Below are 15,363 nucleotides of genomic sequence, written 5' to 3'. Positions count from 1 at the left end.
CGCCAGTAACATCATCATCATTGACGATTAATTCAGGTACTGCTACGAAATTGATTATCACCGGAACAGGTACACAGACAGCGGGTACTAGTCAAACGATAACAATCACAGCGAAAGATGCGAGTGGTAACACCGCAACAGGTTATACGGGAGTTAAGTCGCTTACCTTTAGTGGAGCTAGTGCATCAAGCAGTCCAGTGACCAACCCAACGGTTGGCGGCACGAATGTGGGCACAGCTACGAATGTGACGTTTAGTAATGGAGTAGCGACAGCGAGCTTGAGCTTGTACCAAGTAGAATCAGCGGTATTAGCAGCTACGGATGGAAGTCTATCAGCAGCAGGTTCAGACCGCTTATCGGTATCAGTTTCTGCTGGCACTTTCTCAACTTTTGTTGTTACGATAAGTAGTCCGCAACAAAGTGGTACTGGATTTACTTTCGGAGGAACTAATACTTTAACTGCGAAAGACGCATATGGTAACACTGTGACTGGCTTTGATGCATCATCTAATAATGTTACGGTAACGAGCAGTCTGACAGGAACTATTACTGGATTGTCTGGAATAAATAAATTGACGGGATCAGGTGATTTCGTGAGTGGAATAGCTAACATAAGCAATTTAACGTACACAGGTACTTCGGGTACAGGTACGTTCACGTTCACCCCAGCGACCGGAACAGCCGTAACGAGCGCTAATGTTGTAATCATGGCAGGTTCTGCTACGAAGTTCATTGTGACAGGAACAGGCACACAGACAGCAGGTGGTAGTCAAAACATCACGATTACAGCCAAAGATGCGAGTGGAAATACAGCGACAGCTTATACGGGAGCTAAATCGATTACGTTCAGTGGAGCTAATGCATCAAGCAGCCCTGCAACTAATCCAACTGTAGCAAGTACAGACTTTGGTACAGCGACCAGTGTGAGCTTTAGTAATGGAGTAGCGACAGTAAGCATGAGCTTATACAAAGTAGAGTCGGCCTTGATCGTAGCTACTGATGGTTCAGTAACAACGAGTGGATCCGATCGCTTGAGTGTGAGTGTTAGCCCAGCGGTATTCAGCAAATTAGCCTTGAGCTTAGCAGGACCACAGATCAACGGAGTAGGTTTTACAGGAACGAATAGCTTAACAGCCTTGGATGCTTATGGCAACGTGGTGACAGGCTTTGATGCCTCAGGAAATAACATTACCGTAAGCACGAGCTTAAGTGGTAGTATCAGTGGCTTAAGTGGCACGACTAAGTTGAGCAATGCGGGTGACTTTGTGAGTGGAGTAGCGAACTTGACAAGCTTAGGCTTGAAGTATACAGGAGCGGTAGGTTCAGGAACATTCACGTTTACCCCAGCGAGCGGAACAGCCGTAACAAGTGGAAGCATTACGATTAACCCAGGTTCAGCCAATAAGTTTGTAATCACAGGAAGTGGCACGCAGACAGCAGGCACGAGTCAAACGATTACAATCACGGCGAAAGATGCTAGTGGCAATACAATTACATCATATACTGGCGATAAGTCGCTTACCTTCTCAGGAGCGAATAGCTCATTGAGTCCGGTTACGACACCTAAAGTAACAGATAAGAATTCGAATCAAATTAGCTTAGGTACAGCAGCAACTATCACATTTACGAATGGTGTAGCAACAACCAACTTGGCCTTGTATTTAGCTGAAGCGGTTAATATCGTTGTAAGTGATGGAACATTGACAGCTTCGGGTGCTGATCGTTTGGCTATCACAGTAGGAGTAGGTTCTTTCTCCAAATTTGGCTTGACATTAGCTGCTTCTCAATCAAGTGGTACAGCATTTAGTGGTACAAATACCTTAACAGCATTAGATGCTTATGGCAATGTAGTGACAGGCTTTGATGCTAGTACGAACAATGTGACTGTAAGCAGTAGCTTAACAGGAAGTATTAGTGGTTTAAGTGGAACGAATAAATTAACCAGTGCATCAGACTTTGTGAATGGCGTAGCGAATTTAAGTAGCCTAGGTCTAACCTTTACAGGAACTTCAGGTACAGGTACATTTACCTTTACTCCAGCTACAGGATTAGCAGTAACAAGTTCTAACGTAAGTGTAAGTTCTGGTTCAGCTACTCGATTGATTATCTCGGGGGCTTCCACACAAACAGCAGGTGTTGCTCAGACAATTACAATTACAGCGAAAGATGCCAATGGAAATATTGTAACTAGTTTCACAGGAGACAAAACCCTAGTGTTCTCAGGAGCAAGTTTATCACCTAATGGTAATTTCACCGCAAGTGCTACTAATAAAACTGCTGTAGCTACCAATTTTGGTTCTAATACAGTAGTGACATTTAACAACGGTGTTGCTAGTTCGAGTCTTGTATTGTATGCCGCTGAAACTGCCAATGTTGCGGCAAGTACTGCGGGTATAACAGCTTCTAGCGGTTCTGATCGTTTAGCTGTGACAGTAAGTTCAGGAACATTCAGCCAGCTTACTGTAAGTTTAGCCGCATCACAATCAAATGCTATTGCTTGGACTGGTACGAATACTTTGACGGCCAAAGATGCTTATGGTAACATAGTGACCACATTTAATGCGGCTTCTAATGTCATCACTGTAAGCTCTAGTTTAACAGGTAACATTTCAGGATTGTCAGGCATAAATAAATTAAATGCAGCAGGAGACTTTGTTAATGGTGTAGCTAATTTATCTAGCCTTGGTATCGTTTATTCTGGCTTAGCAGGCTCAGTTAACTTTACCTTTACACCAACGTCTGGTTCAGCTAGCTCAGGTGGTCCTGTAACGATTAATCCTGGAGCCTTGAATAAACTAATTGTTACAGGATCTGCTACACAAATTGCAGGTACAGCACAGACAATTACTTTAACAGCAAAAGATTCAGGAGGTAATACCATTACAAGCTATACTGGAACGAAGAGCTTGACATTCTCTGGAGCTGCAGCTTCTTCACTTCCAGTGACTAATCCTACAGTGGGAAGCACAGCCTTTGGATCAGCAACTAGTGTTGTGTTCACCAATGGTGTGGCCACAGCTAGTATGAACCTGTATCGTGTCGAAAATGCAGTTATTGCAGTAAGTGATGGAACTATTTCTTCAACAGGAACTGATCGCTTAGCGGTAACAGTTAATCCTGCTGTCTTTAATAAACTACAAGTTACATTAGCTAGTACGCAAGCAAATGGGGTGGCCTTTACTGGGACAAATACCTTAACGGCCATGGATGCATACGGCAACGTGGAAACGAGCTTTGATGCTTCGGCAAATAACATTAGTGTAACAACTAGCTTAACAGGTAGTATTTCAGGATTATCAGGAACAAATAAACTTACTAATGTAGGTGACTTTGTAAATGGAGTAGCCAACCTAACGAGCCTTGGCTTGAAATTTACAGGTACTTCAGGAACTGGTACTTTAACTTTCACTCCTGCGACAGGTACCGCTGTAACAAGTACGAATGTAACTTTCACAAGTGGAAGTGTAAGCAAGTTCATTGTAACTGGAGCTGCAAACCAAGTAGCTGGTGTGGCTCAAACTATCACCATTACGGCGAAAGACGCTAGTGGAAATACAGTTACGTCGTATACTGGTGCTAAGCTATTGACATTCTCTGGAGCAAATCCATCGACTAGCCCAGTGACAAAAGCTAAAGTTGCGGGCGTAGACGTTGAAACAGAAACCACCATTACATTTAGTAACGGTGTGGCCACGGCTAGCATGATTTTATATCAGGTAGAAACGGCTAATGTAGCTGTGACGGATGGAAGTGTTTTAGCAGAAGGAACTGATCGATTAACTGTAGCTGTCACAGCAGGAAACTTTAGCAAATTTGCTCTAGCCTTAGTTAGTCCTCAAAATAGTTCAGAGACATTCAAAGGTATTAATACCTTAACGGCTCAAGATGCATACGGAAATATAGTGACAGGATTTAGTGCAGCTACGAATAATGTTACAGTAAGTACTAGCCTAGTTGGAACTATCTCTGGATTATCTGGTACCAATAAATTAAATGCAGCAGGTGACTTTGTGAATGGAGTGGCTAATTTAACTAGCCTTGGTATGATTTATACTGGTAGTCCAGGAACGGGTACTTTCACATTCACACCAAGCACAGGAACAGCTATAACTAGCGGTAATATTATTATCAATGGTGGTGATGCAACTAAATTAGTGATTACTTCAGCCGCAAGTACCGTAGCAGCTGGTGTAGCTCAAAGTATCATTATCACGGCTAAAGATACTAATGGCAATACATCGACGATTTATACGGGTACTAAGTCATTGGTATTCTCGGGTGCTAATTCATCTGCAAGTCCTGCTACTTCACCTATAGCAACGAGCATTGCGTTTGGAACAGCGACTCCAGTTACTTTTGTCAATGGGGTGGCTACCTTGAACGTCACGTTGTATAAAGCAGAAACAGCTTTAATCGCAGCTACTGACGGAACAATCTCTAGTGCAGGTGCTGACAGATTAAGTTTATCAGTGACTCCAAGTACCTTCTCTAAATTGGCGGTAAGTTTAGCTTCTCCTCAAAATAGTGCAGTTGCTTTCACGGGTACTAACACCTTAACAGCTCAAGATGCATACGGAAATACAGTGACAGGATTTAGTGCAGCTACTAATAATGTTACAGTAAGTACTAGCTTATCGGGTGTAATCAGCGGTTTATTTGGTGCCAATAAATTAAATGCAGCAGGAGACTTTGTAAATGGAGTGGCTAATTTAACTAGCCTTGGTATGATTTATACTGGTAATCCAGGAACAGGTACTTTCACATTTACACCTAACACAGGAACAGCTATTACCAGTGGTAATATTCTTATCAATGGTGGTGTGGCGACTAAATTTGTGATTACCTCAGCCGCAAGTACCGTAGCAGCTGGTGTAGCTCAAAGTATCATTATCACGGCTAAAGATACTAATGGTAATACATCGACGATTTATACAGGTACTAAGTCATTGATATTCTCGGGTGCTAATTCATCTGCAAGTCCTGCTACTTCACCTATAGCAACGAGCATTGCGTTTGGAACAGCGACACCAGTTACTTTTGTCAATGGGGTAGCTACCTTGAACGTCACGCTATTTAAAGCTGAAACAGCTCTAATCGAAGCTACAGATGGAACGATCTCTAGTACAGGTGCTGACAGATTAAGTTTATCAGTGACTCCAAGTACCTTCTCTAAATTGGCGGTAAGTTTAGCTTCTCCTCAAAATAGCGCAGTTGCTTTCACGGGTACTAACACCTTAACAGCTCAAGATGCATACGGAAATACAGTGACAGGATTTAGTGCAGCTACTAATAATATCACTGTAACAACAAGCTTAGCTGGAACCATCTCTGGATTATCTGGTACAAATAAATTGACCAGTGCGACTGACTTTGTAGCTGGAGTTTCTAGCTTGACTGGATTAACTTATGCAGGTGTAACAGGTACAGGTACATTTACTTTCACGCCTGCAAGCGGAACAGCTGCAACTAGCACATCCATTGTAATTAATACCAATGTGGCGAGTGCAGCTACTTCTACATTAACACCTATTAGTGCGAGTTTGGTAGCTTCTGGCGTTTCACAAACATTAACTGTTACAGCCAAAGATGCTTTGGGTAACGCGATTACTACGGGTGGAGCTACTGTAGTAATAACTAAATTATCTGGTGTAGGAACAGTTTCTGCCGTAACAGATAATGCTAATGGAACTTATACAGCTACGGTTAGCTCATTAATAGCAGGTACAGGTGTTTTTGTAGCCACCATCAATGCTAATCCAGTATTAAGTGGAACGGCTAGTCAAACGCAAGCAAGCATAACCTTTACAGTGGGTGCTGTCAATGCAACTGTGTCTACATTAACTCCAACAACAGCGAATATATTTGCAGATGGTAGTACGCAAACTTTAACAGTAACAGCGAAAGATCTAAATGGTAATGCCATAACGACTGGCGGTGCAACAGTACTTATTACCAAATCTTCTGGAGTTGGAACAGTTTCTGCTGTAACAGATAATGGTAACGGAACTTATACTGCCACTGTAAGTTCAAATACTCCAGGTACAGGTGTATTTGTAGCAAGCATCAATGGCAACCCAGTATTAAGTGGAAATAGTAGTCAAACAACTGCAAGTATTACTTTCAATACGGGAGCAGCTACGAAATTGATTATTACAGGTTCTGGTACCCAAACAGCAGGTGGACAACAAATTATCACCATTACTGCCAAAGATGCTAGTGGAAATACAGCCTTAGGGTATACAGGATCTAAATTAGTGACATTCAGTGGTGCTACTAGTTCAGCCAGCCCAGTGACAGCACCAAGCATAGATGGTACGAATATGGGTACAGCTACAAGCTTGAACTTTAGTCAGGGTGTAGCTACTGCAGTGATGAGATTGTATAAAGCAGAAACAGCAACCATTTCGGCATCCGAAGGAACTATAGCTACAATTGGAACCGATCGCTTGACTGTGGCTGTTAGCACAGCCACCATGTCTAAGTTTGAGTTGAACTTAAGCAGCCCTCAAGTAGCAGGACAAGCATTTGTGGGTGTCAATACCTTGACAGCTCAAGATGCCTTTGGTAATATCATCACGAACTTTAATGCAAGTAGTAATAATGTGACAGTTAGCACCAACTCGCTTGGAACAATATCAGGATTGTCTGGTACCAACAAATTGAATGCTGCCACTGACTTTGTTAATGGAGTAGCCAACTTAACTAGTTTAGGTTTAATTTATACAGGTGAAACTGGTGCCGTTACATTTACATTTACGGCTTCTACGGGTGCAACAGTAACAAGTCCTAGCATTACGTTAAGTTCAGGTGAAGCTGCTAAGATTAAATTAAGCACTATTGCTAACCATGTCGCAGGTTTACCGCAAACGATCACCGCTACATTAGTGGATGTGACCAATAACCCGGTGAAAGCAACAGCCAATGGTGTTATCACCTTAACCGTGAAAACAGGTACAGGAACTCTTACAGGAACTGTTTCAGCTACCTTGTTAGCAGGTTCTAGCTCTGTTGAAATTAGTGGTTGGTCGTATACGAAGAGTGAAACAGGTGTGGTATTATTGGCCACTGGAAGCGGATTGACATCTAATAATGTGACAGGTAAAACGGGTGAGTCAAATGCCTTTAATGTGACAGCGGGTGCACCTGCCAACTTCATTATTAAATCAAACAATAATACGGTAAGAGCTGGCCTTAAACTGACCATCGACATATTTGCAGTAGATCAGTATCAAAATACAATAACAGATTTTAAACAAGATCTACTCATGGCATTTGCTGGAGCATCCATTTCTCCAAACCGTAATGCTATGCCTCAGATTGGATTATCTCAGACATCAACGGCTTCGATACCAAGTGATAGTAAGCCACAATCACGAGTAGAATCAAGTAAGAAAACGACGAATTCTACCGTTAATATTTTAAGTAGTGCAACGGGCGGAGCTAGTTTGGCAAATGCTAAAACAGGAACTGGCAGTGCCAATCTTGTATTGGATGGATTTACGCCATTTGGATCTGATGTAATGGTCAAATTTGTGAATGGAGTTGCTACCTTAGAATTAGTCTTGTTTGCTGCTGAGGTAGCCAATCTAGATGCAAGAACGGTCAATGGATCTATTGTAACTAAGCCAGAAAACAAATTGCCAATCACCGTTGTGCCAGATAAGTTCAACACATTAGAGGTAAAATTAGATCCTGTACAAGAATCAGGTAAGCCAATTACGGGATCAATGACCGCTGTGGATGAATGGGGTAATGTGGTTAAAACATTTAACGCTGCTGAAAACCCAGTTAAGATTGTGGTCACCAGTGTATCTGGAACAACGTCAACGAGTCAAAGTACTTATGTTTTATCTAAACCAACTGACTTCTCTCAAGGGGTTGCCGATTTCTCTGTACTAGGAATTACTTATAAGGAAGCTACTTCTGGGTCTAGTAAATTTACCATTACACCAACTGAAGGTGCTGCCGTTCAAACTCCTGAAATTGTGGTAGTTTCACCAGATACAGATGGCGATAGTGTGACAGATGAACAAGAGTTAATAGATAAGACAGATGTAAACGACGGTTGTTCCTATTTGATGAGTTCATTTGTTTTATCTAAAACATCCGCATCATGGAAAGCGATGGATTGCGATGGCGATGGATCTCCAAATGGAACCGACGTTGAACCATCGAATGCATGTTCTGGTGGAGTAGCAGGATATATTCCTCCAAAAGGAAGTGTTGGTTATGCTAAATATTTTGCAGGAGATTGCGATAGCGATGGTATTTCAAACGAAATGGAATGTAACGGAGGCTATTTAGGAACAGGATCTTGCCAAGACTTTGATTCAGATGGTATTCCTAACTTCTTAGATCCAGATTCGGATAACGACGGTATCTTAGACATGATTGAGAAGAACATCGATAGCGATGGAGATGGTCATGCCAATTACTTGGATTTAGATTCTGATAACGACGGAATCTTGGATTCTCAAGAAAGATCATACGATACGGATGGAGATGGAGTGATGAACTTCTTGGATATCGATTCAGATAATGACGGAATATTGGATGCATGGGAAGGAACAGACAACAAGCGCGGAACAATCGATGATAATTATGATGGCCGTGTGGATAAAAATGGATCTAGACCAGATGTGAATGGAAATGGATTGGCTGACTTCTTAGAAGGTAACCCTGCACCAGTACCTGATACAGATAAGGACGGAACACCAGATTATATCGACTTAGACTCTGATGGAGACGGAATCGCAGATAAGATAGAATTAACGAATGACCCAGATAAAGATGGTAAACCAAACTACCGAGATAAAGATTCGGATGGCGATTGGTTAGGAGATAGCGATGAGCGTGATACGGACAATGATGGAGATCGTATACCAAATTATTTAGATGCAGATTCGGATGGAGACGGTATACCTGATGCATGGGAAGGAAAAGATAAGTGTAGAGAATGCGATAATTCGAATGACGACAATGATAACGGTTGGGATGATCGTGGGGAATACAAAGCAGTGATAGATACCGACAAGGATGGATCACCTGACTTCTTAGATCTAGATTCAGATAATGACTGTATTCCAGACGGAGTAGAAGGCGGCGCAGATTGGGATCAAGATAAATTGGCCAATTTCCGCGATACAGATTCAGATGGAGACGGTATCCTAGATATAGTTGAAGTAGGAGATTGCAATAAACCTTGGGATACGGATGGAGATGGCTTGAAAAACTTTGAGGATACGGATTCTGATGGAGACGGTATTCCAGATGCAATCGAGGCAGGTAAGGATTTATCGAAACCTGTTGATACAGATGGCGACGGAATTCCAGATATGTTGGATTTAGATTCGGACAATGATACCATTCCAGATAAAGTGGAAGTAGGTAGCGACGTATGGAAACCATTGGATACGGATAAGGATGGTAAGGATGACTTCCGTGATACGGATTCAGATAATGATACCGTTGCAGACCGTATGGAAGTGGGTCCAAATCCAAATATGCCACGTGATTCCGATAAAGATGGTTTACCAGATTATCGTGATACTGATTCAGATAATGATACCATGCCAGATGGAGTAGAGGTAGGTATTATCAACGGTGTACCTGTGGATACGGATAAAGATGGTTTGGCAGATATGATTGATACGGATTCGGATAATGACGGAATTCCAGATAGCATAGAAGCTGGTATGGTACCATTAGTGCCATTGGATTCTGATGGCGATCTATTACCAGATTACCGTGATACTGATTCGGATAACGATGGTATATTAGACAGTATTGAGGTTGGTCCAGACGTGAATAATCCGCTGAACACAGATGGAGACTTCCTAAAAGATGGTTCACCGAAATACGATTACCGTGATACTGATTCAGACAACGATGGTATACCAGATTTCATTGAAGCTGGAGCAAATCCATTGAAACCTCAGGATTCTGATGGAGACAATCTCCCAGATTACCGTGAATTAGATGCGGATAATGACGGTATCCCTGACAGCGTAGAAGCGGGTAAAGACCCAATGATTCCTGTAGATTCCGATAAAGATGGTAAAGCCGATTATACCGATACTGATTCAGATAATGATACCATTTCAGATCGAATTGAAGCTGGCGATAATCCAAAAGTACCAGTAGACACGGATAAAGATGGCTTGCCTGATTACCTAGATTTAGATACGGATGGAGATACAATACCAGATAAGGTAGAGGTAGGACCTGATCCAACTAAACCATTGGATACAGACAAAGATGGTATTTATGATTTCCGTGATTTAGATTCTGATGGAGATGGTATTCCAGATAAAATTGAGGCTGGCAAAAATCCAAATATCCCAGATGATACCGATGGAGATGGTTTACCTGATTACCGTGATACTGATTCGGATAATAATGGTATCTCAGATAAAGAAGAAGTTGGTCCAGATCCATTACATCCAATTGATACCGATGGAGACGGAATACCTGATTACAAAGATCCTGATGATGATGGTGATGGTATCCCAGATAAATTGGAGGATGACTTGAATTACGGTGCTTTACCAGATTGTGATCATGACGGTATACCAAATAGTAAGGATAAGGATATTTGCGAACCATTTGTGACGCAAGGATTCTCACCAAATGGAGATGGTGTCAACGATAAGTTTGTGATTCCTGGAATCATGAGCATGCCAAACCACCACTTAACCATCTTTAACCGTTGGGGTAATATTGTGTACGAAATCGACAATTATAAAAATGATTGGGGTGGCGAGATACCAAAAGGCGTAGGTATCGTTCAAGGAGAAGGTACAATTACAGATGGTGTTTACTTCTACATCATCGACTTCAAAGGAGCGAAACCAAATATTCAATCGTTCATTTATGTGAACAGATTGGATAAATAAAGAAATTGAAATGATGCCCTATACATCATTTCAATAAGAGGGAAACCTCAAAAACATTAGAACACGGATTGCAGAAAGTCGGGACTTTTTAAGTTTCGACTTTTTTATTGGGGTAAATAGAGACTCTAAAATCCTATGGAAAAGAGAACAAATTTCTTGCCTTTTAATAAGTATTTTCTCCACCAATATTTTGATATTTGTAGCGCAATGAATAATTGCAATTTTAACCACTAATAGCCAGACAAAACACCTTTATGGTACTTAGTTTGTGCATATCAAAATATGTGTTCTAATCATCAATTCAATCGAAAAGCCACGAGCTTTTTGTCCTGCTTGCCTAACGCAAAATTTTTCTTAGGCCTTTGTTTCTTATTTTTTTGTTTAAGTCATTGGACTAAAGCCACCAAGCCACATTCCACTAGCAAAAATGTAATACTGCACTCAAAAGATGGGAATCAATTCGATCAATCAAAAAAGGCAGGTTCAGCATCGACTAAAATGAGCTTAGCTACCCGCTTAAAAATAACGGGAGATACCCACCAAATAGCCGGAACTAGTCAAGATATCACCATCTCGGCATTGGACGATAATGGAAACGTGGATGTGAGTTATAGTGGTTATAGAGAAATTGCATTTGCTGGACCCAGTGCTGTTTTTGAAGTAGATTCAAGTGATTTGGTACGTTCTGGAGGAGAAATACACATAGATGCCGACTTCAAACCTCAGTTTGCTGATATTGAAATGGGAACCGAAGGATTTAGTGTCAATTTTACTAATGGTCTAGCCATTTTGCCAATGACATTATTTAAAGCAGAAACAACTACAATCACAGTATTGGATAAAGTTTCTCAAATTCAATCCTCAGGCTTAGACCAGCTTACCGTACAGGTGTCTCATGCGGAATTTAGCAGATTTAAACTTCGGATAAATCAAATTCAATATAATAGAATCCCATTAATTGGTCGAAATTTAGTTTATGTAGTCGACCATTATTTTAATCCAATCACCGAATATGATGCATCAAATGATCCTGTCATTATTCGACTAGCCAATTTACCAGGAAGTTTTAATAGAACGAATGGATCTAATTTGTTGAACTTGAGTACGGATTTTGTGAATGGGGTGGCAGATTTATCGAACTTGGGTTTTAGTTATAAAGGGTTTGTTACAGTCGGAGGGACTTTAATTGCCACTTTACAGTCTAATGCAAATATTGCTAATTCAGTTCCTATGGTTTATTATGGAGGAGATGCAATCGGAATAAAAGTGTTAAATTCTTCGGGTAATGCAACCTTAATTCGAAATGCAGGATTAAGTACTAATTTAATGTTAAGAACTTATGATGTTGATGGTAATACAGCCGGTTATTATCATGGGAATAAATCCATTGTTTTTTCAGCCAATGCCAGTCCAGCAAATACAGGTCAAATCCCTCAAATTAATGGAAAAAATATAGGAGATGTAAATACTATTTTTTTTGACAAGGGACAGACCTTGTCGGTTGCTATACCTTCTGTTTTTTACAAAGTAGAAGAGTTTTATATTTCTGTTTCTGATGGGACAATTTCCTCCTCAAGCATTGTAGATCAATTATTTGTCAAAAATAATCATAATGCTACATTAGTAAAATTTAGTGTCAATTTATACAGTCCTCAAACCTCAGGAGAGGCTTTTATAGGTGATAACACCGTCACAGCTTTGGATGCTTACGACAATGTCATTACCAATTATAATGCAGGGACTACGGTAAATAATGTACGCGTTTCCACTAGTTTAAAGGGAACTATTTCGGGTTTATCAGGAATTAATATATTGAATCGAGCTGGTGATTTTGTCAATGGTGTTGCCAATTTAACCCGTTTGGGATTAAAGTTTACGGGTAGAGAAGGAGTAGGAACATTCACTTTTACAAGAACTCTCAATAACATCACAGGAACTAGTAATGTCATCACCATGTATTCTGGAGATATGGATCATGATGGTTTATTAGATACCTATGAAATTGGTAATAATAGTGAATTACCCAAGGATACGGATAAAGATGGGATCTTAGATTTCGTCGATACAGATTCAGATAATGATTCCTTGTTGGATTCTGTTGAAAGCGGGGGAGATATGGATCACGACGGTATTCCCAATTTCTTAGATTTGGATTCCGATGGAGATTGGTTAGGAGATAGCGATGAACGAGATGGCGATAATGACTTAGATGGGAAGCCCAATTTCTTAGATGATGATTCAGATAATGATGGTATACCTGATGCCTGGGAAGGGAAAAATAAGTGCGCCACATGTACCACCAGTATCGACAATCACGGAGACGGATGGGATGACCGTGGTCAAAATACGCCTGTCATAGATACGGATTTAGATGGGCAACCCGATTACCTAGATCAAGATTCTGATAATGATGGCATTCCCGATCGAGTAGAATTAGGAGCTGATATTGACGGAGATTCCATTCCGAATTTTAGAGATTTAGATTCGGATAATGATGGAATCCCAGATACCCTTGAGGCTGGAAATTTTGAGCATCCTCGCGATACCGATTCAGATGGATTAGCTGATTTTGAAGATGTTGATTCGGATAATGATGGATTACCTGATAGCTTGGAAGTAGGCCCCAATCCAAGCAAACCATTGGATACAGATCAAGATGGTATTCCTAATTACCTTGATTCAGATGCGGACGGTGATGGAATCTTAGATATTTGGGAATTGGGCAATGCTCCTTTACATCCACTCGATAGCGACATGGATGGCTTACCTGATTATTTGGATTTGGATTCTGATGGTGACGGAATCCCCGATGTATTAGAAAAAGGAAACAAGACACAACCTCAAGATACAGATCACGATGGAATCCCCGATTTTCAGGATTCAGATTCAGATGGCGATAAAATACCTGATAGACTAGAAGCCGGAGCAAATCCCTTAAAACCTTTGGATACGGATAGTGATGGTCAAGCGGACTTTCTGGACTTAGATTCTGACAATGATTCAATTCTAGATCAAATAGAAGCTGGAATAAATGCCCTTATTCCTACCGATACCGACCACGATGGTGTGCCTGATTTTAGAGAAATAGATGCAGATTCTGATCATATACCAGATCAAATAGAAGTGGGTCAGAACCCTGCTCATCCTGTAGATACCGATGCTGATGGAATGCCAGATTACCAAGATTTGGATTCTGATAATGATGGCATTCCCGACTTAATAGAGGGAAATTTCACAGGTAAAATTCCGGTGGATACCGATTCCGATGGAAAGGCAGATTATGTTGATCTAGACTCCGATGGAGATGGTATAGCTGATTTTATTGAAGCAGGCCTTAGCCCTACACATCCTTTGGATACAGACCTAGATGGTATTCCCAATTTCCAAGATGTAGATTCTGATGCAGACGGTATTTTAGATAAGATAGAGGCGGGACTGAATCCTAGTATTCCAGCAGATTTTGATGCTGATGGGATTCCAAATTATATCGACTTGGACTCTGATAATGATACAATTTCGGATAAAATAGAGGCACAGCCCTTTAGCAATGGACCCACAGATACGGATCATGATGGATTTGCCGATTATTTGGATCTAGATTCTGACAATGATAAAATTCCTGATCGAGTTGAGGTAGGGAAGGATAGTAACAACCCATTGGATACAGACCACGATGGATTACCCGATTACCGAGATTTGGATTCAGACGGAGACAAAATTCCTGATGCCTTGGAGTTTGGCAAGAATCCATTAAGCCCAATAGATACCGATGGTGATGGTAAGCCTGATTACCAAGACACCGATTCTGACAATAATGGCATCACGGACACAGAAGAAGTAGGTCCCGATCCAACAAATCCACTCGATACGGATACTGATGGAATCTATAATTATTTAGATGCAGATGATGATGGAGACGGTTTATTGGATAAATGGGAAAATGATCTCAATTTGGGAGCTTTACCTGATTGTGACCATGACGGAATCCCCAATCAATTGGACCCTGATGTTTGCGAAACATATTTGACAAATGGTTTTTCTCCCAATGGAGATGGAGTCAACGACACCTTCATCATTCCAGGAATTTTGAGTTTGCCGAATCATCGATTAAGTATTTATAACCGTTGGGGTAGTCTAGTTTTTGAAACAGATAACTACAAAAATAATTGGGATGGCATGTCCAATAATGCAGATACTCTACTAACTAATGATGGTAAAATTGTGGATGGTATTTATTATTATATCATTGATTTTGGAACTGTTCGGCCAATGATTCAATCTTACTTGTATGTCAATCGAATGAAGAATAATTAGGAAACAAGTGGTTTAATTAAATATAGGTTGTAGAAAAACGAGTAATGTTTATTGCTCGTTTTTTTGTTAGCTAGATAGATTTTTAGTTTTTAAATGAGAACAAATTTTACTTTTAAATAAAAATATTTCCATTGTTTTTTTTGTAACTAGTTAG

Annotated in this window: 2 protein-coding genes; both read left to right on the top strand. The window is 40.7% G+C overall.

Annotation, left to right across the window (positions count from 1 at the left end; all coding sequences use genetic code 11):
- Nucleotides 1-20 precede the first annotated feature (20 nt).
- On the top strand, nucleotides 21-10,895 hold the full coding sequence (locus EWU22_RS11090; protein WP_231962885.1) for an invasin domain 3-containing protein: 10,875 nt from the start codon (nucleotides 21-23) through the stop codon (nucleotides 10,893-10,895).
- A gap of 498 nt (nucleotides 10,896-11,393) precedes the next feature.
- Entirely contained in the window at nucleotides 11,394-15,209 is a 3,816-nt protein-coding gene (locus EWU22_RS11085) for a T9SS type B sorting domain-containing protein (RefSeq protein ID WP_161566848.1), read from the top strand.
- Nucleotides 15,210-15,363 lie beyond the last annotated feature (154 nt).

The organism is Aquirufa nivalisilvae (assembly GCF_004307455.1).
In the GTDB taxonomy this organism is placed as follows: domain Bacteria; phylum Bacteroidota; class Bacteroidia; order Cytophagales; family Spirosomataceae; genus Aquirufa; species Aquirufa nivalisilvae.
Note: the sequence above shows the minus strand (reverse complement) of the source record. Positions and strands in the feature narration are given on the sequence as shown.